Here is a 23275-nt window from a genome sequence, read left to right on the forward strand (position 1 = left end):
TCGTCATGGGATTATTTTACTTGACGTAATCATTTACGCAAGTAAAAAGATCAGACGCCGGATAGGCGGTTGCGAGGGCGAAGCAACCGAGGGTAATCACCTATCTTTATTTCTCTACATACTTGTCCGCACCTCGATGCGCAGCCCGCCCAATGCGGAGGCCGACGCGCTAATGCTGCCGCCATGCGCCTGCACGATCGCCTTGCAGATCGCCAGGCCGAGTCCGCTGCCGCCGGTGGCGCGCTGGCGTGCCCGGTCGACGCGGTGCAGGGGCTCGAAGAGCAGCGGCAGATCCGCGGGCGCCACGCCCGGCGGCGTGTCGTCGACGGTCAGGAGCAACTCGCCCCCGGTCGCGCGCCACTGCACGCGCACCGTTCCGGGCGCATGCGTATAGCGAATGCTGTTCTCCACGAGATTCGTCACCAGTTGTTCGATACGGCCGAAGTCCCAGGCGACCTGCAGCGCCTCGCCGCCGAGAATCTCCAGCGACAGGCCGGCCTGCGTGACGCGCGCCTCGAGGCGCTGCAACGCACGCCGCAGCGCGGCGCCCGCCTCCCCCTCGGCGAAGGCGCAGGGCAAAGCGCCGAGGTCCGCCATCGACAAGGTGTGCAGATCGTTCACGAGCCGCACCAGCTGCAGCACCTCGTCGCGCAGGCTCGCCACGAGCTGAGGCGTCGGCTCGCGCGCGCCGTCCTGCACGGCCTCGATCTCGCCGAGCAGCACCGACAGCGGCGTGCGGAGTTCATGCGAGATCTGCGCGATCCAGCGGCGCCGCGATCCCTCCAGCGTCTTCAGCGATGCCGCCATGCGATTGACGTCGCCGATCAGCTCCGCCATCTCGCGCGAACCGGTGACGGGCACGACGACGTCGAGCTCGCCTCGCGCGATGCGGTGCGCGGCCCCCTGCACGTCGCGCAGCGGCGCGCCGAGCCAGCGTGCGGCGAGCGCGGCGGCGAGGCAGCCGAGGGCGAGCATGGCCGCGAGCGCGCCGGCGAGGCCGGTGTACTGGCGCCGGAGGAACCGCGCATCGACGGCCTGCAGTTGCTCGCTCGGCAGCATGCGGACGCTGGCGACGACGGCGCCCGCGACCCGCACGGGTTGTTCGAGGAAATCGATACCCGGCGCGAAGGGCGGCCCGCCGAGGCGCTGTCCCTGCGTGTCGACCACCTGGATGCGTTGCGGCAGGTCGTTGCCGCCGCGGCCGGGGCCGGGGCCGGGGCCGCGCGGCGGCGGCCGCCAGTCCGGCGGCGGCGCGCGGCCGTCGCGGTGCATGAATTCGTCCATGAGCTCGCGCATGGGGAGTCGCTCGGGCGCCTCGCCGCGCCAGTCGACGCGATCGGCCACCACCTGCGCGAAGCGCTCGAGCTGCTGCAGGTCGCGGCTGCGCAAATAGTCCGAGAAACCGGTGCGCAGGTTCCACGCCACGAAACCGCCGATGGCCGCCGTCGACAACAGCGCCACGGCCGCGAAGAGCAGCGAGAGCTGGTGGACGATGCGCAGGCGCATGTCGAGATGCTACTGCCCAACCGTGGAGAGGCGCTCCACAAATGGAGCATGTTCGGGCGCTCGGGCGCTCAGACGCTCGCGGTGCGATCCTCGAGTTCGGTCATCACCCGCCCGAATTCCGAGCGGGTCGTCTCGAAAAGCGGTTGCAAGTCGACGCCCGCATCGTCCGCGGACGCGTCCTCCAGCGCGCCGGCCGCACGCGCGAGATCCCGGGCGGCGATCATGCTCGCGCTGCCTCGCAGCGAATGCGCGAGCCGGCGGATTTCGGCGCGGTCGCCGGAGGCCATCGCGGCGTCCAGCTTGCCTTGCACCGAGGCGCTCGTCTCGCGGAAGGTCTTGCGCACGAGCGCGACGAAGTCCGCGTCGCCGCTGCACCGGGCCAGCAGCTCCGCGGCATCGATCGCGGGCTCCCCGCGCGCCTCGACCGTCGGCGGTTCGGCCGGCTGCGGCTCGGCCGGTCGCGGCGCGGCGGTCGGCAGGGGGACGACCACGGCGGCCGATGGACGCCCGGCCACACCCAGGATCGTGGAGAGCAGCTCGTCGAGCTCGAACGGCTTGCTCACGAAGGCATCCATGCCGCTTTCGAGGCACGACGCGCGATCCTCGACCAGTACGCTCGCCGTCATCGCGATGACGGGCACCTTGCTGGCGAGTTCGCCTCGAATGGCGCGCGTCGCGGCATGCCCGTCCATCTCGGGCATGTGGACGTCCATCAGCACCGCGTCGTAGGTCCCTTCGCCCGCGTCGCGCAGCCGGGCCACTGCCGCCGCGCCGGTGCCCACGACGTCGACCTCGGCGCCACGCGACGTGAGCAGCTGCCGCACGATCATCTGGTTCGTTTCGTTGTCCTCGGCGGCGAGCAGGCGCAGGCCGGCCAGGGGCGTCGCGTTCGAGCGGTCGGGCGCGGCACGCTGCGCGGCGCCGGCCTGCGCATCGGTCGAATCGTCGACCACCTCCATCGGCAAGGTGAAATCGAACGTGCTTCCGACGCCCGGCGCGCTTTCGAGCCGAAGCTCGCCGCCTTGCAGCGCCACGAGCTGGCGCGCGATGCTCAGGCCGAGGCCCGTGCCGCCGTAGCGCCGCGTCGTGGAGGTTTCGGCCTGCTGGAAACTCTCGAACACGCGGGCCTGGTGTTCCGGCGCGATGCCGACGCCCGTGTCGCGAACCGCGAATCGCACCATGGCACGGCCGCCTTCTCGTTCGACGACGCGCACCGACACGACCACTTCGCCGTGCTCGGTGAACTTCAGCGCATTGCCCGCGAGGTTGATGAGGACCTGCCGCAAGCGCAGCTCGTCGCCGCGCACGCGCGCGGGCAGCGCCGGGTCGACGTCGAACACGAGTCGCACGTCCGGCGCGACCCGGTAGGCGGCCAGCAGCTCCGAGAGTTCGGACAGCATCGCCGAAGGCGAGAAGGGCTGCGGGTCGAGCCCGAGCCGGCCGGCCTCGACCTTGGAGAGGTCGAGGATGTCGTTGACGAGCGCAAGCAGCGTTCGACCCGCGGCCTCGGTGCGGCGAACGAACTCCTTCTGCTTCGCGTCCAGCGGCGTGTCGCGCAACAGGATCAGCATGCCGAGGATGCCATTGAGCGGCGTGCGCAGCTCGTGGCTCATGTTGGCGAGAAAGGCGCTCTTGGCGTTGTTGGCACGCTCGGCCTCGTCGCGAGCGGATTCGAGCGCGGCGTTGTTCAGGCGCAGGCGCGCCTCGAGTTCACGCCGTTCGGTCACGTCCTGCACCGAGCCGAGCAATCGCGTGGTGCGGTCGCCCTCGCGCTCCACCTCGCCGACGCTGCGCAGCCACACCGCGCGCCCGTCGCCGGTGACGGCGGGCACTTCCTCGTCCCACGGCACGCCGCGCAGGATGCAGTTGGTCGCGCAGTTCTCGATGTGTTCGCGCCAGCGCGGCTCGAAGCGCGCCATGAAGGTCTCGCGGTCCACGTCGCCGTCGGTCTGGATTCCCATCAGCCGCGGCAGGTTCGAGGTGTGCCGGAAGCTGCCGTCGCGCAGGTCGATCTGCCAGCCCGCCACGCGCGCGAGCGGCTGCACGCGTTCGAGCACGCGGTCGAGCTCGCGCACCTGCGACGCCATGCGCTGCGCAAGCCGCTCCGCGCGCACGCCCGCGCTCATGAGGAGCCATGCGGTCCACGCGAGCAGCGCGCTCAGGGCCAGCCCAACGAGCGCCACCGCGGCCGGCGAGGCATCGGCCACGTCGCGCTCGAGCAGCGGCGTGCCCGCGATCTCCAGCCGCAGCCTGCGCCCGCCGATCTCGAGCGTGCGCTCGGCGCGGAACAGGGCCGCGTGCGCCGCCGAGCCCGCGGCCGAGTCGAACAGCACGGTATCGGCAGCCGCCTCGTCCCGCACGCGGAAATCCACCAGGCCTCTGGCTTCGGTCTTCACCGTCGAGAGCACCTCGGAGGCGATGAGCGGCGCGTACACCAGGCCCACCAGCAACTCGCGGCGGCGATCGAGCGAGCGCGGATCGGTGCCCCGGCGGTACACGGGCACGAACATCAGCCAGCCCGCGCCGCGCGCACCGTCGCGCACCAGCGTGACCGGCCCGGTGAGGCTCAGCTCGCCGGTGGCGACCGCCTGTTCGGCGGCGATGCGCCGCGCCGCCTCCGAGCCGACGTCGTAGCCCAGCACGGGCCCGTTGCGCCCGAGCGGCTCGACATACTTGATGACGAAGAGATCGGGCGCATTGCCGCTGGTCTGCACCTTGAAATCGGGCACACCCTCCGCCCGCACGGCGTCGACGAAGGCGCCCAGGCCGTCGCGCGGCACGCGCTCGACGAATCCGAAGCCGCGCAGGCCCGGAAAGTCGACCTCGATGTTGCGCGACGCCACCCAGGCCCGGAACTGCGTGCGGTCCATCGGCCCCTGCGCGTCCATCGACGCGCGGGCGCCCTTCAGGCCGTCTCCGGCCTGCTCGATGCGCTGCTCGATGTCGGAGGCGATGCGTTCGGCGAAGCGTTCGAAGCGCCGCGCAGCCTCGCTCTCCAGGCTGCGCACGGTCGCGCGCCAGGCCATGGCCGTGACGAGGAGTCCGAGGAGGATGACGACGATCGTGACGACGGCGCGGCGCTCGATCAGCCCGCCCAGGCGCGGCATCCCGGCGCGGGTGCGCCGGGGCGCCCGCGCATCGGCCGTATCGCTCACATCGAATCCCTCGGGGGCGCGAGCAGCTCGACGAGCGTGAGGCGGCCCGCGGGGTCCACGGCCCGCACCGCGCCCCGCGCCGCCGCCCACAGGGGAACCGCGCGCGCGATGTCGAGCGAACAGGACACGGGCCAGGAAGCTTCCGCGGCAACCGTCGCGAGCTGCGCGAGTTCGTCGGCCGCGCGCGCGCCGGCAAGCCGCATCTGCGGACCGGTCGATCCGGCCGGCGCCACGCTGACCAGCCCCCGGTGGATCACGGCGCGCGTGTGCGCCGTACGCGAGGTGTAGGCGAAGGCGCCGGCAAGCGCCGCCTTGAGCGCCGCGCGCTCGTCGCCCTCGGCGTCGCCGTGCGGGCAGACCGCGAGCCAGCCGCCGCGATGCGGCATGAGCGCGAAGGCGCCCTCGGCTTCGAACAGGCGGCGCGCGATGTCGCCCGCGCGCGCCGCGGCCTCCGCCGACTCGCTCGCATCGCTTTCGCAGCGCACGAGCATCGCCTTGCTGAAGCCGGCCGATGTCACCGGCGCCGCGGGCCTGGGTGCGCGGGCGGGCGCACGGGCAGGAGCGGCCGCGAACGCGAACGTCGGCGCCGGCGCGGGCGCCTCCAAGTTGGCAGCCGCGGCTCCGGTGGCCGCCAAGTCGATCGGGGCAGGCCGCGAATTCGCGTCCAGCGTCGGAAAAGGCTCCGCCTGCGGGGCCTGCCGGCGAAGGAGCGAATCGACCGCCTCGCGCAGCTCGGCGAAGGAGTACGGCTTCGTGATGTAGTCGTCGGCGCCCGAGGTCATGCCCAGGCGCACCTGCGAGCGCTCGGCGAGCGAGGTGAGCAGGATGAGCGGGGTGCGGGCGAGCTCGGGCTCGTTGCGCAGCCACGCGAGGAACTGATAGCCGTTCACTTCGGGCATGACGACGTCGCACACCACGAGGTCGGGGCGGCGCTCGGCCGCGAGACGCATGCCCTCGGCGCCGTCGCCGGCCTCGATCACGTCGTGGCCCGATTTGCCGAGCGCATATGCCGCCGCCGTTCGTTGCAGGCGGTCGTCGTCGATCACCATTACCGTCGCCATGGGCCTCCTCAAGGACCCTCGATTCTGCCGCCTCGACGCATCCAAAAGTTGATAAGGCGCAAACGGTGCGTTTCAAAAAGCAAAAAGCCCGCGGCATGCGCGGGCTTCACGGGCGACTCCAGGCGAAGCCCGGAGGGTCAGCCCATGTGCAAGCCGCCGTTCACCGAGAAGTCGGCGCCGGTCGAATAGCCGCTTTCGTCGCCAGCCAGCCAGGAGATGATCGACGCGATCTCGCTCGGCTCGCCGAAGCGCTTGACGGGAATCGTGGCCACGATCTTGTCCTGCACTTCCTGTCGGATCGCCTTGACCATGTCGGTGCCGATGTAGCCGGGGCTCACGGTGTTGACGGTCACGCCCTTGTTGGCCATTTCCTGCGCCAGCGCCATGGTGAAGCCGTGCATGCCGGCCTTGGCCGCGGAGTAGTTGGTCTGGCCCGCCTGGCCCTTCTCGCCGTTGACCGAGCTGATCTGGATGATGCGGCCCCAGCCCTTTTCGACCATGTCCGGCACGACCTGCTTGGTCACGTTGAACATGCTGTTGAGGTTGGTGTCGATGACGGCCTTCCAGTCGTCCGGCGTCATCTTGAGGAACATGCGGTCGCGCGTGATGCCCGCGTTGTTCACCAGCACGTCGATGGCGCCGTGCTCCGCCTTCGCCTTCGCGAACGCGGCGACGGTGGACTCCCAGTCCGCCACGTTGCCCACGGAGGCGTGGAAGGTATAGCCCAGCGCCTTCTGCTCGTTCAGCCACTTGTCGAAGTCGCGCGTGGGGCCGCAGCCGGCGATCACCTTGAAGCCGTCCTTGTGCAGGCGCTGGCAGATGGCGGTTCCGATGCCGCCCATGCCACCGGTGACGTACGCGATTTTCTGGCTCATGTCTCGATCTCCTGTTTTCGTGTCTGTGTTTGTACTGCGTTCAGGCGCGCTCGACGGCGAGGGAAACCCCCATGCCGCCGCCGATGCACAGCGCGGCCACGCCCTTCTTGGCTTCGCGGCGCTGCATCTCGTGCAGCAGCGTGACCAGGATGCGTGCGCCGGACGCACCGATCGGGTGCCCGATGGCGATGGCGCCGCCATTCACGTTGACCTTCGCGGCGTCGATGCCCAGTTCCTTGTTCACGGCGCAGGCCTGCGCGGCGAAGGCTTCGTTCAGCTCGAACAGGTCGACGTCGTTCGCGTTCCAGCCGGCGCGCTCGAGCGCCTTGCGCGTCGCGGGCACGGGGCCCATGCCCATGGTCGCGGGGTCGAGGCCGCTGGTGCCGAAGGACTTGATGCGCGCCAGCGGCCGGATGCCGAGTTCGGCGGCCTTCTTCGCGCTCATGAGGACCAGCGCGGCGGCGCCGTCGTTCAGGCCCGAGGCATTGCCCGCGGTCACGCTGCCGGCCTTGTCGAAGGCGGGGCGCAGGCCCGCGAGCGCTTCGGCGCTGGTCTTCTTGTTGATGTATTCGTCGCTGTCGAAGACGACGGGGTCGCCCTTCTTCTGCGGAATCGTCACGGCGACGATCTCGTCCCTGAACTTGCCGGCGGCCTGCGCGGCGGCGGCCTTCGTCTGGCTGCCCAGCGCGAGTTCGTCCTGCTTCGCGCGCGAGATGTCGTGCGCCTTCGCGACGTTCTCGGCGGTCACGCCCATGTGGTACTGGTTATAGACGTCCCACAGGCCGTCGACGATCATCGTGTCCTGCATCTTCCAGTCGCCCATGCGCTGGCCGTCGCGGGAATTCATCAGCACGTGCGGCGCGGCGCTCATGTTCTCCTGGCCGCCCGCGACCACGATGTCGCTGTCGCCCCAGGCGATGGCCTGCGCGGCGAGCATCACGGCCTTCAGGCCCGAGCCGCACACGGCGTTGATCGTCAGCGCCGGCACTTCCTTGGGCAGGCCGGCCTTCAGCGAAGCCTGGCGCGCGGGGTTCTGTCCCGAGCCCGCGGCGAGCACCTGGCCCATGATCACCTCGCCGACCTGCGCGGGGTCGACCTTGGCGCGAGCGAGCGCTTCCTTGATGACCAGCGCGCCGAGTTCGGTGGCCGGGATCTTGGCGAGCGAGCCGCCGAACTTGCCGACGGCCGTGCGGACGGCCGAAACGATGACGATGTCTTCCATGATGCTGTCTCCTGTGGGTTTCGCGAAAGTGTTCAGGCCTTGGCCTTGACGTAGCGGCCGGGGGCGGGCTCGATGGCCTTGTACTTCGTGCCTTTGCCATAGGCCTTGGGCGCAGCAATTTGCTTGCCCGCATGCGTCTTCAGCCACGTCGACCAGTCGGTCCACCAGCTGCCGGGATGCTCCTTGGCGCCCTTCATCCAGTCGTCGAAGTTCGCGGGGAGCTTTTCGCCGGTCCAGTAGGAGCGCTTGTTCTTGGCCGGCGGATTGATCACGCCGGCAATGTGGCCCGAGGCGCCCATCACGAAGCGCTTCTTGCCGGGGAGGTGATTCACCGACGCGTAAGCGCCCGCGATCGGAACGATGTGGTCCTCGCGCGAACCGTAGACGTAGACGGGGATGTCGACCTTCGACAGGTCGACCTTCTCGCCCGCCACCGTGCACTTGCCCGGCTTGACGAGGTTGTTCTCGAGGTAGGTGTTGCGCACGTACCAGGCGTACATGGGACCCGGCAGATTGGTCGAGTCGCTGTTCCAGTACAACAGGTCGAAGGGCGGCGGCGTCTCGCCCTTGAGGTAGTTGCCGACGACGTAGTTCCAGACGAGGTCGTTGGGGCGCAGGAAGCTGAAGGTCGATGCCAGTTCCTGCCCCTTGAGCAGGCCGCCCTGGCCCATCTGCATCTCGCGGAACTTGACGAAGTTCTCGTCGATGAAGATGTCGAGGATGCCCGAGTCGTCGAAGTCGAGCAGCGTCGTGAGGAAGGTGGCGGAAGCGAGCGGCTTCTCGCCGCGCGCCGCCAGCACGGCGAGCGCCGTGCCGAGGATCGTGCCGCCGACGCAGAAGCCCAGCGCGTTGATCTGCTTGGCGCCGGCGATGTCCTTCACCGTGTCGATGGCCGCGATCGCGCCGTCCTCGATGTAGTCGTCCCAGGTCTTCTTCTGCAGTTCGGCGTCGGGGTTGCGCCAGCTCACCACGAAGGTGCGGTGGCCCTGCTCGACGAGATAGCGGATCAGCGAGTTCTCGGGCTGCAGGTCGAGGATGTAGAACTTGTTGATGCAGGGCGGCACCACGAGGAAGGGGCGCTCGTGGACCGCCTTCGTGAGCGGCTTGTATTCGATGAGCTGGAACAGTTCGTTCTCGAACACGACCGCGCCCTCGGTCGTGGCGACGTTGCGGCCCACTTCGAAGGCGCTCTCGTCGGTCATGGAGACATGACCCTGCCGGATGTCGGCGAGCAGGTTCTGCAGGCCCTTGGCGATGCTCTCGCCTTTGGTTTCGACGGCCTTCTTTTGCGCCTCCGCATTGAGCGCGAGGAAGTTGCTGGGCGCGGTGGCAGCCATCCACTGCTCGACCGCGAAGCGCAGGCGCGCCTTGGTCCTGGCGTCGGTGTCGGCGGCATCGGCCAGGCCGAGCAGCGTGCGCGCATTGAGCAGGTAGACGGCGGCGGAGAACGCGGCGATGGGGTTGTGCGACCACGCATCGGCGGCGAATCGCTTGTCGGATGCAACGGGCTTGCCGCTCAGGCCCTGGTTCCAGAGCTCCGCGGCCTCCTTCACGTACGCCTGCTGCAGCGCGGTGATCTTGTCGGGTGCGAAGCTGAACTGGCGAACCGCCGCATTCGCGCCTGCGGCGCCGGGGGCACCGGAGAGGGCGCCCTGCTGGAACGACTGCAGGGCCTGCGACCATTGACCGGCGAGGTCTTGCTGCGCGCGTTGGGCGGCAGCCAGCCAATCGGGCTCAGAATTCATCTTGTCTCCTGTGGTTCTTCGGGTTTCCCCGGAGTATCCCATCAAAAATGTTGCAGTGCAACATCGACAAACTTCTTGACCGTGTACCTCATCGTCATTGCCTGGATCTACGTCGCGCTCATGATGGCCGTGGCCGAAGCGACGCATGCGCAGGGCAGCCTGCTCGGCGCCATCTTCACCTTTGTACTCTATGGCGTGGGCCCCGTGGCGCTCGTCGTCTACTTACTGGGTCGGGGACCGCGGCGGAAGGCGCGGGAAGCACGGGAAGCGCAGGAGGCGGCGCTCGCCGCCCCTCGCCCCGATCCTCTCCCGCAAGCGGGAGAGGGCGTATCACGCACGCCGCCAGACGGCGGCGGCGAAGCGGCCGCTGACGCGGTCGCGTCGGTGCGAAAAGAAACGTGAGGCGTTGGCGACCGTACACCATCCGTCGGCGCCGTCGTTGCCGTGGACGCTTGCGACGCCTGCTGACTGAAGGCGCATGCGTGCGAGCGCCGGAAGATCGGCGAGGAATTTGCCTTCGGCGTGCGGCCTGAAGTGACGCGCGGCCCGGGCGTCCACGCGCTCGAACGCGGCCTTCACTTCTGCGCCGACTTCGAAATGCTTCGGGCCGATGCAGGGGCCGAGCCACGCGATGACGCCTTCCGGCTCGTCGAATCTCGCGAGCGTCGCCTCGATCACGCCGCCGGCGAGTCCGCGCCAACCGGCGTGCGCCGCACCGACTTGCGTTCCTTCCTGGTCCGTGAACAGCAACGGCATGCAGTCCGCGACCATGATCGTGCAGGCGATGCCGGGTTCCCGCGTGACGCAGGCGTCTGCTTCGGTGAAAGGCCCGGACAAGTCCGCCACCGAAATGCCATGCACCTGGCGCATGAACACCGGCTGCGCGTGCAGCGCGTCGACGAAGCGCTGGCGGTTGATCGCCACATGGGCCGCGTCGTCGCCCACATGGTCGCCAAGGTTCAGCGAGTCGTAGGGCGGATTCGACACGCCACCCTCGCGCGTCGAGCATGCGGCCCCCACGTTCGACGGCGCGGGCCAGTCGGGAACGATCAGCGGAACGCTCACGCCTCGAAGTCCGGGCAGCTCGACGGCTGCGCCTTCTGGAAAGCGGGCAGCGCCATGCACGCATCGAACGCCGCCATGGTGCGCGGCAGTCCGTCGAAGTTCACGTCGAAACGCTGGCCATTGAAGATCTGCGGCACGAGGCAGCAGTCGGCGAGGGTGGGCGCGTCGCCGAAGCTGAACTTCGACGCCGGCAGGCGCGCGAGTTCTCGTTCGAAGGCTTCGAGTCCCTCGCGCACCCAGTGGCGATACCACGTGTTCTTTGCTTCCTCGTCGACCTTCAGGTCGCGCACGAGGTACTTCAGCACCCGCAGATTGTTGAGCGGGTGGATCTCGCAGGCGATCAGCTGCGCGAGCGCCCGCACGTGCGCGCGTTCCACCGCCTCGCCGGGCAGCAGCGGCGGCTGCGGATGCGTCTCGTCGATGTATTCGATGATGGCCATCGACTGGCCGAGCAATTCGCCGCCATCGGTCTCGAGCACCGGAACGAGTTTCGAAGGCGAAACGCGGGCGAAAGCGTCCGCCTTGTGCTCCCCCTTCACGAGATGCACGGGGAGGTACTCGTACTCGAGCCCCTTGAGCGCCAGCGCGATGCGGACGCGAAACGACGCCGAGGAGCGAAAGTAGTTGTACAGCTTCATGGGAGAAGGATAACTCCCTAAACTGCGGCATGCCGCGACTTCCAGCGGCAGCAGTCCGGAGATTTCCATGAAAGCCGAACAGAACGAACTCATCACGCGCATCGGGCCCGGCACCGCCTGCGGCGCCGTGCTGCGCAGCTACTGGCAGCCCGTGGCGCTGGTGGACGAATTCGACGCCAGGCTCGACCCCCGCATGGACAAGCGTCCGCTGAAGGCGGTGCGCGTGCTGGGGCAGGACCTCGTGCTCTTCAAGGATGCGCAGGGCCGATGGGGCTTGATCGACCGCGACTGTCCGCATCGCGGCGCCGACCTCGCATTCGCGCGGCACGAGGGTGACGGCGTGCGCTGCCCCTTCCACGGCTGGAAGTTCGACGCCACCGGCCGCTGCATGGAAACACCCGCAGAGCCCGCGGGCAGCAAGTTGTGCGAGCGCGTGCATCAGCGTTCGTATCCGGTCGTCGAGAAAAGCGGCGTGCTCTTCGGCTGGTTCGGCGAGGAAGGTTCGACGCCGCCGCCCTTCCCCGAGTTCGACTGTTTCGTCGCGCCCGCGACGCACACCTTCGCCTTCAAGGGCCTGTGGAACGCGAACTGGCTGCAGGCGTTCGAGGTCGGCATCGACCCCGCGCATCCGTCCTTCCTGCACCGCTTCCTCGCCGACGAGGCGCTCGATGCGATCGGCGACAACGCGGCAGGCAAGCAGTTCCGCAGCGCGAGCGCGGGCGACTTCGGCGGCGAGCGCTGGCCCATGACGCGGATCATGCGCGAGTTCCACCAGCCCGAGATCAGCTTCGAGACGAAGCCCTGGGGCCTGCAGCTCACCGCGCTGCGCCCGATGACGGACGAACTCACGCACGTGCGCATCACCAACGCGATCTTTCCGAGCACCTTCGTGATTCCGCTGTCCGAGACGATGACGATCACGCAATTCCACATGCCGGTGGACGACACGCACACCTACTGGTACTCCATCTTCACCAGCTTCGCCGGGCCGGTGGACAAGGAGGCGATGCGCAATCAGCGCACCGAGTTCATTCCGCTGCCCGACTACATCCCGAAGTCGGGACGCCACAACAACTGGGGGTTCGACGCGGACGAGCAGCGCACCACCACCTTCCTCGGCATGGGCGAGGAGGACATCAACGTGCATGACCAGTGGGCCGTGGAGAGCATGGGCCCGATCCAGGACCGCACGCGCGAGCACCTCGGCACGAGCGACAAAGTCATCATGGCCAACCGGCGCATGCTGCTGAAGGCGATCGAGACCGTGCAGGCGGGCGGCACGGCGCCCTGCAGCGCCGACCCTGCGCTGGCCGCCGAGATGCGCGGGCCGGACACGGTCGACGGCATCGCGCCGGCCGGCACGTGGCCGACGTGGTGGACGCAGCAGATCGCGAAGAAGCGCGCGGGCGCGGCGTGGCTCTCCACGCCCGTCGTCAACACGGAGTCGGCGTGACTTTCTCGCGGCGCTGCGGGCACCACGACGCCGCGCGCGAGTCCGCGCTGGCCGGCATGCTGCAGAGCATCGAGGCGCAGCAGCTCGAACTCGTGCGCTTCGCCTGGTGCGACATGCACGGCATGCTGCGCGGCAAGACCCTGACCGCCGCCGCCGCGAAGCGCGGCGTCGAGGAAGGCGTCGGCATGGTCAGCACGCTCATGCTCAAGGACACGTCGGACCGCACGGTGTTCAAGGTGTTCGAGCCCGGCGGCGCGGCCGACATCCCCGGCTTCGAGTTCGCGAGCAACCTGCTGCTGCTTGCGGATCCTTCGAGCCTGAAGACGCTGCCGTGGACGCCGAAGACCGGCTGGGTGCGCGCGCAACCATGGTTCACCGACGGGACGCCTGTCGAGATCGATTCGCGCCGCGTCCTTCAACGCGCGCTGGCACGCCTGAACGCGGCGGGGTTCGGCATGAAGTGCGGGCTCGAAGTCGAGTTCCATATCTACCGCATCGAGGACACGCAGTCGCAGCTCGACCCCATGAAGGCCGCGTGGCCCGGCGAGCCGCCGCGCGTGAGCCTGATGCACCCGGGCTACAACATGCTGTCCGAGCACTGGTTCGACATGACCGAGGAGCCGCTGCGCATCGTGCAGCACACGGCGCAGGCGCTGGGCCTGCCGCTGTCGTCGCTCGAGATCGAGCTCGGACCGAGCCAGGTGGAGGCGGTGTTCGACGTGACCGATGCGATGACGGCGGCGGACAACATGGTCCTCTTTCGCAACGCCACCAAGATGGCCCTGCGCCGCGCCGGCTACCACGCCACCTTCATGTGCCGCCCGCCCTTTCCCAACATCATCTCCAGCGGATGGCACCTGCACCAGTCGCTGGTCGACCTGAAGACGGGCCGCAACCTGTTCCGGCGCGAATCGCCCGGCGCAGGCGCGACGCGGCGTCACGCATCGGCCACGCTGTCGCCCCTCGGCGAACACTACCTCGCCGGCCTGCTCGATCATGCGAAGGCCACGGCGGTTTTCTGCACGCCGACGGCCAACGGCTTCGGCCGCTTCCGTCCCAACATGCTCGCGCCGCAGGCCATCGTCTGGGGCCGCGACAACCGCGGCGCGATGCTGCGCGTGGTCGGCGAATGCGGCGACGACGGCACGCGCGTGGAAAACCGAGTGGGGGAACCGTCGGCCAACCCCTACCTGTACTTCGCTTCGCAGATCCATGCGGGGCTTGACGGCATCGAGCGCCAGCTTCCCGCACCGCTCGGCACCGACGCGCCCTACGCCGAAGGCTGCGAGAAGATTCCGAACAACCTGGGCGACGCGCTGCAGGCGCTGCGTGCCGACAAGTCTCTGTGCGCCGCGTTCGGCGACGAGTTCATCAACTATTTCGTGCGCGTGAAAGACTCCGAGCGCCTGCGCTTCGACCAGGCCGAGGACAAGGACGATTTCCAGCGGCGCGAGTATTTCGGGCGATTCTGATTCACCGATGATCACCATCCGACTGCATGGCCCCGGCGCGGGCGAAACACGCGAGATCGAGGGCCGCGCGGGCCAGAGCCTGATGGAGGCCGCCGTGAAGGCCAACGTCACCGGCATCGAGGCCGACTGCGGCGGACTGCTCACCTGCGCGACCTGCCATGTGTACGTGCGTGAGCCATTTTCCTCGACGCTGCCGCCGCCTACCGAGGATGAAGCAGGCATGCTCGAATTCACCGCCGCGCAACGCCGGCCCAACAGTCGCCTCAGCTGCCAGATCGTGCTGGACCCGACGACGCAGGGCTTGACGGTAGATCTGCCTCCGCATCAGCACTGAGCGCCCCCCGGGGAAAACCGGACGATTCGACAGCGGACAGGAGACTTAAGTCGGATGGTGGAGCCATCGGCGCCTTCCTACAATGCGACGACATCCACTACGTCTACGAGTCTCATGAACCGTGTTTCAGGCAATTCAAGCCCCGCGGCTCTTCCGTCTTTCGCAGAGGAAGCCCTCTCGAAAAGGTGGACCCCGCACCCTGACGATTCGCCTGTCCAGCAACTCGCGGATCACCTCGAATTCGCCCGCGCGCGACTCGACAATGTCGTCAGTTCCGTGGTCGGCTTCGGGAAACAGGTGCCGGATGCGCTCGCCAGCTTTCGGAACAGTCACTCGCGGGAAGCCATCCTGAAGGTGGAGACCCACCCTGCCGGTTTCCGCCTCCCGCTCGCCAGGAAATGCGTCGAGAGCGACGTTGGCCTGGCACTCGACCTCGATCGCAGTTCGCCCATGATCCGCCGCGGCGTCGATCGGTTCGTGGAGGAATGCATCGCAGTCAAGGCAGGGCTCGATGCCCTGGAGTCCGCTTCGGCGGTCCCCGAAGCAGCGGCGGCCCAAGCGGTCTCCGCGGACGACGTGCAAGCCATCTTGAATCAGCGCACCTGACACGCTCGCGACGGCTGCGGGTCGGACACGGCATCGGGTGGCGATCGCCGGTATCGGGATGACGTAGCATCCAGCCGATGCAGACTTCCCTGACCGAGCCGGCGCGGCAGACGCCGATCTACGGCGAGTACGACGTCGTCGTTCTCGGCGGCGGACCGGCCGGCATGGCGGCTGCCGTCGCCGCCGCAACCGCGGGCCGCAGCACCCTCCTGATCGAACGCTACGGATTCCTCGGCGGCATGGGCACCGCCGCGGGCGTTACCAATTTCTGCGGCCTGCACGCCAACGTGCATGGCGAAATCCGGCAGGTGGTGCACGGCGTGGCCGACGAACTGCTCTCGCGCATCGAGCGGCTCGGCGGCCTCAATGCGCCGCACGACCTCTTCGGCAAGACGGCCGCGCAAGCCTACGACACCGCGGCGTACAAGATCGCGGCGGACGACCTGCTGCTGTCGTCGGGCGTGAAGGTGCTTTTCCACGCGCTCGGCGCGGGGATCGTCATGGACGGCGAGCGGCGTGTGAAAGCGCTGCTTGTGGAGACGCGGTCGGGACGCCGCGCCGTCGTCGGCCGCGCCTTCGTCGATGCCTCCGGCGACGGCGACCTCGCGGCCTGGGCCGGCGCGCCCTATGCCAAGGGCGATGGCGAAGGCCACATGCTTTATCCGTCCACGATGTTCCGCGTCAACGGCATCGACCCCGCGCGCGCGGGTCGCGCCTGGGAGGTCATCCCGAAGATGATGCTCGAAGCGGAAGCCGCCGGGCGATACAAGTTTCCACGCAAGACCCCGATCGTCCGCCCCCAGAAGAGCGGCATCGAATGGCGCGTGAATCTCACGCAACTCGCGAATGCGCAAGGCCATGCGATCGACGGCACCGACGCCGACGAATTGAGCGAGGCCGAAGTCCTGGGCCGTCGACAGATTTCCGCGGTGGCGGGATTCCTTCGCGAAGTCCCCGGCTTCGAGAACTCGTACATCATCGACATCGCGCCGCAGGTCGGCATTCGCGAGACGCGGCGGGTAAAGGGCCTGTACGAACTCACGGAGCGCGACGTGCTCGACTGCGCGAGCTTCGACGACACCATCGGCGTGAACGGCTGGCCGCTGGAGCTGCACCTGAAGGGCGACGTCGAATTCCGCTGGCCGAAGATTCCGGAGAGCCGCGGCTTCAACCACCTGCCCTATCGCATGACCGTGCCGCCGACGCTCGACAACGTCTGGATCGCGGGTCGATGCGCGTCGATGAGCCACGAGGCGCAGTCGGCCGCGCGCGTGACGGGGGCGTGCTTCGTGATGGGGCAGGCCGTGGGCATCGCCGCGGACCTGGCGCTCGCCGCCTCGACGGCGAACGCGGGCATCGACGTGAAGGCATTGCAGCAGCGGCTCGAAGCGAACGGCGCCTACCTCGGCACCCAATGGTGAAAGTCGACGCAATGAACGCTCCGCACCCCACCGCACCGCTGCGCCAGCAGCTCTACGCCGACATGCATCCGCACAATCTCACGCCGCTGTGGGAGGTGCTGCATGCGCTCGTGCCGCCTCGGCCGCAGACACCTTGCGTGCCGGCACTGTGGAAGTACGACACGATCCGTCCCTACCTGCTGCGCGCGGGCGAAGCGATCACCGCCGAAGAAGCGGTGCGTCGCGTGCTGATCCTGGAGAACCCGGCCTTGCGCGGCCAGTCCGCCATCACGCAGTCGCTGTACGCCGGCCTGCAACTCATCCTGCCGGGTGAGGTCGCGCCCAGCCACCGCCACACGCAAAGCGCGCTGCGCTTCATCGTCGAGGGCTCCGGCGCCTACACCGCGGTCGACGGCGAGCGCACCACCATGCATCCCGGCGACTTCATCATCACGCCGAGCTGGGCCTGGCACGACCACGGCAGCGACGCGGACGAGCCTGTCGTGTGGCTCGACGGGCTCGACATTCCGATGATCCGCTTCTTCGACGCGGGCTTCGCCGAGAACGACGCGCAGCGCTCGCAGCAGGTCACGCGCAAGGAGGGCGAGAGCTTCGCGCGCTACGGCCACAACATGGCGCCGGTGAATGCGGCGCCGCCGTACGGCGCCACGTCGCCGATCTTCAGCTATCCCTACGCGCGCAGCAGCGAAGCGCTGGAGCGGCTCGAACGCGACGCGCCGCCCGACGCGGTCGACGGCGTGAAGCTGCGCTACGTGAATCCGCTCACCGGCGGCTGGCCGATGCCGACCATCGCGGCCTTTTTGCAGAAGCTGCCCGCCGGCTTCGAGGGCCGGCCGTGGCGGCAGACCGACGGCGCGGTGTTCAGCGTGGTCGAGGGCGAAGGCAGTGTCGTCATCGGCGATGGCGACGCGCAGCAGCGCCTGGACTTCGGCCCGCGCGACCACTTCGTCGTGCCCTCGTGGCACACTGCGCGCCTGTCGTCGCGCCGAGGCTGCGTCGTCTTCAGTTTCTCCGACCGCCCGGTGCACCAGGCGCTCGGCATCCATCGCGAAGAAAGGTTGTCATGAGTTTCGTCTTCACGCCCCCCGCGCAAGCCAGCGTGCCCGTCGTCGGCAGCAGCGAACGCTTTCCCGTGCGCCGCGTGTACTGCGTCGGCCGCAACTACGTCGAGCACGCCAAGGAGATGGGTTTCACCGGCCGCGAAGCGCCCTTCTTCTTCCTCAAGCCGGCCGATGCCGTGGTGCCGGTGAATGCGGGCGAGACGGGCAGCATCGCCTACCCGAGCCTCACGAAAGACCTGCACCACGAGATCGAGCTCGTGGCGTGCATCGGCACGGGCGGCAAGAACATCAAGGCCGCCGACGCCCTGAATCACATCTGGGGCTACGCCGTCGGCCTTGACATGACGCGCCGCGACCTGCAGGGCGAGATGAAGAAGCAGGGGCGGCCGTGGTGCATCGGCAAGGCGTTCGAGCAGTCGGCGCCCATCGGCCCGATCACGCCGGCCGCCCAGGCGGGCGACGTCGCCAATGCCGAGATCTGGCTGAAGGTGAACGGCCAGGACCGCCAGCGCAGCACGGTGAGCAAGCTGATCTGGAACCTGTCCGAGATCATCGAGCACATCTCCACCGCATGGGAGCTCGCGCCGGGCGACCTGATCTACACCGGCACGCCCGAAGGCGTGGCGGCCGTCTCCCCCGGGGATACCCTCGAAGGCGGGGTGGCCGGGTTGACGCCGCTTTCGGTGAAAATCGCCGCTGCGCGCTGAGTCGCCCCGGCTCGGGGCGCGCAGCGCTGGACAACGAAGGAGTTCCGCTTGCGCGTCCCGGAGATACTCGAAAAACTCGCCAAGGCCTGCGCGATCCTCGCGGGCGTCCTCCTCACCGGCATCACGCTCATGACCTGCGCGAGCCTCGTCGGCCGCAACACGACGGGCGCCACGCTCGTCGGCGACTTCGAGCTCACCGGCGTCGCCGCCGGCGCGGCCATCGCGCTCTTCATGCCCTGGTGCCAGCTGCGGCGCGGCAACATCATCGTCGACTTCTTCACCGCGAAGGCGAGCGCGCGCACCAACGACCGGCTCGACCGCTTCGGCGCCCTGCTCTTCGGCCTGTGCATGGCGCTGCTCGCATGGCGCACGGCGCTGGGCGGCATCAACGCCTGGAACAACAACTCCGGCACGATGATGCTCGGCTTTCCGGAGTGGATCGTCTACACGTTCATGGTGCCGCCGCTCATCCTCGCGGCGCTCATCGGCGCGTATCAGGCCGTCAAGGGCTTCGGGCAGGAGGCAACGGCATGAGCCCGCTGGCGCTGTGCGGGCTGATCTTCGCGGTCATGCTCGTGCTCATGGCGATCCGCACGCCCATCGCCATCGCGATGTTCGCGGCCGGCGCGGTGGGCTACGTGCTCAAGGCCGGCTGGATGCCGCTCGCGAGCTTTCTCAACACGCAGGCCTTCGCGCGCTTCGCGAGCTACGACCTCTCGGTCATCCCGCTCTTCATTCTCATGGGCCACTTCGCGACGCAGGGCGGCATCTCGCGCGCGCTGTTCCAGTTCGCGAGCGTCGTCATGGCGCGGTTCCGCGGCGGCCTCGCCATGGCCTCCGTGATGGCGTGCGCCGCCTTCGGCGCCATCTGCGGCTCTTCGGTCGCGACGGCCGCGACCATCACCTCCGTGGCGCTGCCCGAGATGAAGCGCCACGGCTATTCCGGGCGCCTCGCGACCGGCACGCTGGCCGCCGGCGGCACGCTCGGCATCCTGATTCCGCCATCGGTGCCGCTGGTGATCTACGCCATCCTCGCCGAGCAGAACATCGCCAAGCTGTTCGCCGCCGCGATGGTGCCCGGCATCATCGCGATGGTCGGCTACATGATCGCCATCGCGGTGTACGTGCGGCTCGTGCCCGGCCATGCGCCCGAGCACGACGAGGCGCCGAAGCTCACGCTGCAGGCGCTGGGCGGCATCCTTCCCATCGCCATCATCTTCGTCGTCGTGTTCGGCGGCATCTACGGCGGCCTGTTCACGCCCACCGAAGGCGCCGCCGTCGGCGCGGCCTCGACCTTCCTGGCCGCGCTCGCCAAGCGCGAGATGACCTGGGAGAAGTTCAAGCACTGCTTCTACGCCACGGCCGAAGGCACGGCGATGATCTTCCTCATCTTCATCGGCGCGGACCTGATGAACGCGGCGCTGGCCCTGACGCAGGTGCCCGCGCAGCTCGCATCGGTGGTCAACGGCTGGGGCCTGCCGCCGACCGGCGTGGTGGCCGCGATCCTCGTCTTCTACGTGATCCTCGGCGCGGTGATGGACGAGCTGTCGATGATCCTGCTCACCATCCCGATCTTCTTCCCGGTCGTCATCGGGCTCGACTTCGGCATGCCCCGGGATTCGGTGGCGATCTGGTTCGGCATCATGGTGCTCATGACGGTGGGCTTCGGCCTGCTCGCGCCGCCGGTGGGACTGAACGTCTACATCGTCAACGGCATGGCGAAGGACGTGCCCATCTCGGAAAGCTACCGCGGCGTGATGCCCTTCCTGATCACGGACACCCTCCGCACCCTGCTGCTCCTGTTCTTCCCGGCCATTTCGCTGTGGCTCGTGAAATTCGTCGGGTAGGCGACGCTTGAGGGAAAGCCCCGAAGCCCGGGGCCTCGCGCCTGCGTTAAGTTCGTACCGATTCCCAAGGACAACCACCATGATCCAACGTCGCACCCTCCTGAAGACCGGCGCCGCCGTGGCGCTGGGCGCCCCCGGCCTGTCGGGGCTCGCGCAGCAGGCCGTCACCATGAAGTTCCACACCTTCATGTCGCCGCAGTCCAACGTGTGGATCAACATGCTCAAGGCGTGGATGGACAAGGTCGAGAAGGACTCGGGCGGCCGCATCAAGTTCGAGGGCTATCCCGCCATGCAGCTGGGCGGCACGCCCGTGCAGCTGTTCGACCAGGCCAAGGACGGCGTGGCCGACGTCGTGTGGACGCTCCCCGGCAACACGGCCGGCCGCTTCCCGCGCGTCGAGGCGTTCGAGCTGCCCTTCATGATGTCGAACGCCGAGGCGACGTCGAAGGCGTACTGGGAGTACGTGCAGACGATGGCGCCGGACGAGTTCAAGGACGTGCAGACCATCGCGCTCAACGTGCATGGCCCCGGCATGTTCCACACCAAGGACAAGCTGATCAAGACCGCCGAGGACGTGCGCGGCATGAAGCTGCGCGGCCCCACCCGGCAGATCACCAAGATGCTCGGCTACGTGGGCGCCACGCCCGTGGGCATGCCGCTGCCGTCGATTCCGGACGCGCTGTCCAAGGGCACGATCGACGGCTGCGTGATCCCGTGGGAAGTCGTGCCCTCGGTGAAGGTGCATGAGCTCACCAAGTTCCACAGCCAGTTCGACCCCGCCGGCGGCGCGCTCTACACCACGACCTTCGTGCTGGGCATGAACAAGGCCAAGTACAACTCGCTCGCGCCCGACCTGAAGAAGGTGGTGGACGCCAACTCCGGCATGGCGACCTCGGGCTGGCTCGGCAAGATCCAGCAGGCGGGCGACCCCGCGGGCCGGAAGGCGGCGGAAGACCGCAAGAACACGATCCACACCATTCCCGCCTCGGACGCCCAGGAATTCAAGCGCAAGTCGCGCCTGGTCGAGGTGGAGTGGGTGGAGGACATGAACAAGCGCGGCTTCGACGGCAAGAAGCTTCTCGACACGGCGAAGGCGCTGATCGACAAGCACACGAAGACCACGAAGGCTTAAACTCGTCCTCTTGTTCCGCACCCCGATCAAGCACTGCCGCAATTGCGGCGCCTCCGTGATCTACCGTGTCCCCGACGACGGGGACACGCGTGAGCGCGCCGTCTGCCCCGCGTGCGTCACCATCCATTACGAGAACCCGCTCAACGTGGTGGGCACGGTGCCCTATTGGGGCGACAAGGTCCTGCTGTGCAAGCGCAACATCGAGCCGCGCTGGGGCAAGTGGACGCTGCCCGCCGGATTCATGGAGCTGAACGAGACCACGCTCGAGGGCGCGGCGCGCGAGACCGTCGAGGAAGCCGGCGCGCAGTTCGAGATGGAAGACCTCATCACCGTGCTGAGCGTGCCGGGCGTGGGGCAGGTCCACATGTTCTATCTCGCCCGGCTCACGAGCGACGTGTTCGACCCCGGGCACGAGACAATCGAGGCGCGGCTGTTCTCCGAAGATGAGATCCCCTGGGGCGAGATCGCCTTCCGCACGGTGCGCGAGACGCTCGAGCGCTATTTCGAGGCCCGCCGGCGCGGGGCGTTCGAGGTTCACAACCTCGACATTCGCTGAATCGCCGTCTTTCGGTCCGTCATCCCCGCGAAGGCGGCAATGACAACGTCTATTGCGGTCCCTGCCGCGGCTTGGCGGCCTCGCGCAGGCGCACGTCCTCGCGGTGCTTCACGCACAGCGGATGGTTGCGCGACGCCGCCTTGTCGCAATGTTCGCTGAGGCACAGTTCGCGCGAAAGAAACATGCGGTCGCGGCACTGCTCGACCGGGTTGGGGGCCGCGGGTTCGCGCTCTCGCGCCGCCGTGGCGCGCGGCGCCGATGGCTCCGCCGGCGCCACGGCAGGTGCCGATGCCGGAGGCGGGGATGACGGCGCGGCCGTAGCCTGGCGCGGCGCCTCGGGCGGGGCGGAAGCGGCACGCTGCGCACGACTCGCCGGTCGGCGCGGCGCGCTGGCCGCCGTGGCGGGCGCGTCCGACGCCACCTGCTTCGCGCTCGCGATCGCCAAGGGCGGCGCGGCGCCGACCGGGGTTGCGGCAATGACGCTCCCGGATGCGGGTCCCGATGCGGCGGCGGCAGGCGTGGAGGCCGCCGGGACGGGCGCGCTTGCCATCGCGTCTTCCGCCTTCCCTCCGCTTTTGCCGAACATCCAGACGGCGGCGAGGCCGGCCACGGCCAAAGCGCCCATGACGGCGAACATCGCGACCGGCTGTTTCCTTGTCGGGGTGGACGCGGGGGCAGGCTGGGCTGCGGCCTGACCGGCAGGTGGCGCCGAAGGAGGCGAGTTCGGAGACGCGGCCGGCGCGATCCCGGGTCCGGCGGGCGCGGTCGGGTCCGCTGATGCGGATGCGGTCGATGCAGTGCGCCCTTCGCGCTCATCGAGCACAGCGGTCTCGTCTGGCGCAGTGCTCGAAGTTGGGGCAGTGGGGGCAGCGTCGGTGGGTGCAGCGCTCCGCGCAACGTCATCCCCGCCGGCAGACGCAGACGCAGTGCCCGGCACGCGGGTCGCTTCGAGGTCGGGCGAGGCCGTGCCGGGCATCGTCATGCCGCTCAGCACGGTCTCGTCGCCGGCCGACGCGGGTGCCTCCAGCTTGCGCAGGCGCTTGCGCGCGAGGTCGGCGTAGATGCCGGCCGGGAATTTTTCGAGGAACGACTGGAATTCGTCGGGCTCGGTCGAGTCCTTGATGTCCTTCCAGTAGACGAGCTCGAGCTCCTGCGTGACGGTGCTGGCGTTGTTCGCCATGCTTGCGCCACTTGGGCTGGTGAGTCCCGCCATCGACCCTGCCATCGACCCCGCCAACGAACCCGGCACGGACGCGCCGCGCGAGCCGGTGCCCGCGCCCTCCTGGCTCTTCTGCGTGCCTATTCCACTGATCGCGGGCACCCATTCCACGCGATGGCGGGCAGCGTTCCATCGTGATCGCGGGCAACGTTCCGCCGTGATGGTGGGCAGTCGCGCGTGGCCCGGAGTGACGGTGGAAT

The 23275-nt window shown here is 68.6% G+C and carries 22 protein-coding genes; 13 read left to right on the forward strand and 9 right to left on the reverse strand.

Annotated features, from left to right (window positions below):
• Positions 1-114: 114 nt before the first annotated feature.
• From AB7E83_RS25925 to AB7E83_RS25950, 6 genes are all read right to left on the reverse strand, one after another.
• Positions 115-1506, reverse strand: coding sequence for an ATP-binding protein (locus AB7E83_RS25925; RefSeq protein WP_428573992.1), 1392 nt, complete (start codon positions 1504-1506; stop codon positions 115-117).
• A gap of 68 nt (positions 1507-1574) precedes the next feature.
• Positions 1575-4661 carry a CHASE domain-containing protein gene (locus AB7E83_RS25930; protein WP_428573994.1) on the reverse strand — a complete coding sequence of 1029 codons (3087 nt, stop codon included), beginning with the start codon at positions 4659-4661 and terminating at the stop codon, positions 1575-1577.
• On the reverse strand, positions 4658-5722 hold the full coding sequence (locus AB7E83_RS25935) for a response regulator transcription factor (protein WP_428573996.1): 1065 nt from the start codon (positions 5720-5722) through the stop codon (positions 4658-4660). The genes AB7E83_RS25930 and AB7E83_RS25935 overlap by 4 nt, the downstream gene beginning before the upstream one ends.
• A 137-nt stretch (positions 5723-5859) precedes the next feature.
• Complete coding sequence (phbB, locus tag AB7E83_RS25940) at positions 5860-6597, reverse strand: acetoacetyl-CoA reductase (RefSeq protein ID WP_428573998.1); 738 nt, start codon at positions 6595-6597, stop codon at positions 5860-5862.
• Positions 6598-6637: 40 nt separating this feature from the next.
• The gene (locus AB7E83_RS25945) at positions 6638-7819 is read right to left on the reverse strand and encodes an acetyl-CoA C-acetyltransferase (protein ID WP_428574000.1); all 1182 of its coding nucleotides are present in this window, start codon (positions 7817-7819) and stop codon (positions 6638-6640) included.
• Positions 7820-7851: 32 nt separating this feature from the next.
• Positions 7852-9564 (reverse strand): PHA/PHB synthase family protein, encoded by a 1713-nt coding sequence (locus tag AB7E83_RS25950; RefSeq protein ID WP_428574003.1) that lies wholly within the window; start codon positions 9562-9564, stop codon positions 7852-7854.
• A gap of 81 nt (positions 9565-9645) precedes the next feature.
• Between AB7E83_RS25950 and AB7E83_RS25955 the strand changes: the two genes are divergently transcribed.
• On the forward strand, positions 9646-9966 hold the full coding sequence (locus AB7E83_RS25955) for a hypothetical protein (RefSeq protein ID WP_428574005.1): 321 nt from the start codon (positions 9646-9648) through the stop codon (positions 9964-9966).
• On the opposite strand, the gene pgeF is transcribed toward AB7E83_RS25955, so the two are convergent.
• The gene (pgeF, locus tag AB7E83_RS25960) at positions 9895-10629 is read right to left on the reverse strand and encodes a peptidoglycan editing factor PgeF (RefSeq protein ID WP_428574007.1); all 735 of its coding nucleotides are present in this window, start codon (positions 10627-10629) and stop codon (positions 9895-9897) included. The two genes, AB7E83_RS25955 and pgeF, sit on opposite strands and share 72 nt — an antisense overlap.
• Positions 10626-11267: a maleylacetoacetate isomerase gene (gene maiA, locus AB7E83_RS25965; protein ID WP_428574034.1), complete on the reverse strand. Its 642-nt coding sequence runs from the start codon at positions 11265-11267 to the stop codon at positions 10626-10628. The genes pgeF and maiA overlap by 4 nt, the downstream gene beginning before the upstream one ends.
• Positions 11268-11334: 67 nt before the next feature.
• Here maiA and AB7E83_RS25970 point away from each other — a divergent pair, with 67 nt between their 5' ends.
• The 11 genes from AB7E83_RS25970 (at position 11335) to AB7E83_RS26020 (ending at position 21856) form a co-directional block, all read left to right on the forward strand.
• The gene (locus AB7E83_RS25970; protein ID WP_428574009.1) at positions 11335-12720 is read left to right on the forward strand and encodes a Rieske 2Fe-2S domain-containing protein; all 1386 of its coding nucleotides are present in this window, start codon (positions 11335-11337) and stop codon (positions 12718-12720) included.
• Complete coding sequence (locus AB7E83_RS25975) at positions 12717-14192, forward strand: glutamine synthetase family protein (protein WP_428574011.1); 1476 nt, start codon at positions 12717-12719, stop codon at positions 14190-14192. Before AB7E83_RS25970 ends, AB7E83_RS25975 begins: the two co-directional genes overlap by 4 nt.
• 7 nt (positions 14193-14199) lie before the next feature.
• Positions 14200-14526: a 2Fe-2S iron-sulfur cluster-binding protein gene (locus AB7E83_RS25980; protein WP_428574013.1), complete on the forward strand. Its 327-nt coding sequence runs from the start codon at positions 14200-14202 to the stop codon at positions 14524-14526.
• Positions 14527-14640: 114 nt separating this feature from the next.
• Entirely contained in the window at positions 14641-15132 is a 492-nt protein-coding gene (locus AB7E83_RS25985) for a hypothetical protein (RefSeq protein ID WP_428574015.1), read from the forward strand.
• Positions 15133-15209: 77 nt separating this feature from the next.
• Complete coding sequence (locus AB7E83_RS25990) at positions 15210-16553, forward strand: FAD-dependent oxidoreductase (protein ID WP_428574017.1); 1344 nt, start codon at positions 15210-15212, stop codon at positions 16551-16553.
• A gap of 11 nt (positions 16554-16564) precedes the next feature.
• The gene (gene gtdA, locus AB7E83_RS25995; protein WP_428574019.1) at positions 16565-17620 is read left to right on the forward strand and encodes a gentisate 1,2-dioxygenase; all 1056 of its coding nucleotides are present in this window, start codon (positions 16565-16567) and stop codon (positions 17618-17620) included.
• The gene (locus AB7E83_RS26000; RefSeq protein WP_428574021.1) at positions 17617-18321 is read left to right on the forward strand and encodes a fumarylacetoacetate hydrolase family protein; all 705 of its coding nucleotides are present in this window, start codon (positions 17617-17619) and stop codon (positions 18319-18321) included. The genes gtdA and AB7E83_RS26000 overlap by 4 nt, the downstream gene beginning before the upstream one ends.
• Before the next feature lie 48 nt (positions 18322-18369).
• The gene (locus tag AB7E83_RS26005; protein WP_428574023.1) at positions 18370-18855 is read left to right on the forward strand and encodes a TRAP transporter small permease; all 486 of its coding nucleotides are present in this window, start codon (positions 18370-18372) and stop codon (positions 18853-18855) included.
• The gene (locus tag AB7E83_RS26010) at positions 18852-20168 is read left to right on the forward strand and encodes a TRAP transporter large permease (RefSeq protein ID WP_428574025.1); all 1317 of its coding nucleotides are present in this window, start codon (positions 18852-18854) and stop codon (positions 20166-20168) included. Before AB7E83_RS26005 ends, AB7E83_RS26010 begins: the two co-directional genes overlap by 4 nt.
• Before the next feature lie 79 nt (positions 20169-20247).
• A complete protein-coding gene (locus AB7E83_RS26015) occupies positions 20248-21300 on the forward strand; it encodes a TRAP transporter substrate-binding protein (protein ID WP_428574027.1) in 1053 nt (350 codons plus the stop codon).
• 10 nt (positions 21301-21310) lie between these two features.
• Complete coding sequence (locus AB7E83_RS26020) at positions 21311-21856, forward strand: NUDIX hydrolase (protein WP_428574028.1); 546 nt, start codon at positions 21311-21313, stop codon at positions 21854-21856.
• A gap of 49 nt (positions 21857-21905) precedes the next feature.
• Here AB7E83_RS26020 and AB7E83_RS26025 read toward each other — a convergent pair whose 3' ends face one another.
• Positions 21906-23036 (reverse strand): hypothetical protein, encoded by a 1131-nt coding sequence (locus AB7E83_RS26025; protein ID WP_428574030.1) that lies wholly within the window; start codon positions 23034-23036, stop codon positions 21906-21908.
• On the opposite strand from AB7E83_RS26025, the gene AB7E83_RS26030 reads away from it, so the two are divergent.
• Positions 23011-23275: hypothetical protein (locus AB7E83_RS26030; protein WP_428574032.1), on the forward strand; the 265-nt coding region annotated here is incomplete at its 3' end. The two genes, AB7E83_RS26025 and AB7E83_RS26030, sit on opposite strands and share 26 nt — an antisense overlap.

The sequence above is a fragment of the Ramlibacter sp. genome (genome assembly GCF_050250995.1).
In the GTDB taxonomy this organism is placed as follows: Bacteria; Pseudomonadota; Gammaproteobacteria; order Burkholderiales; family Burkholderiaceae_C; genus Ramlibacter.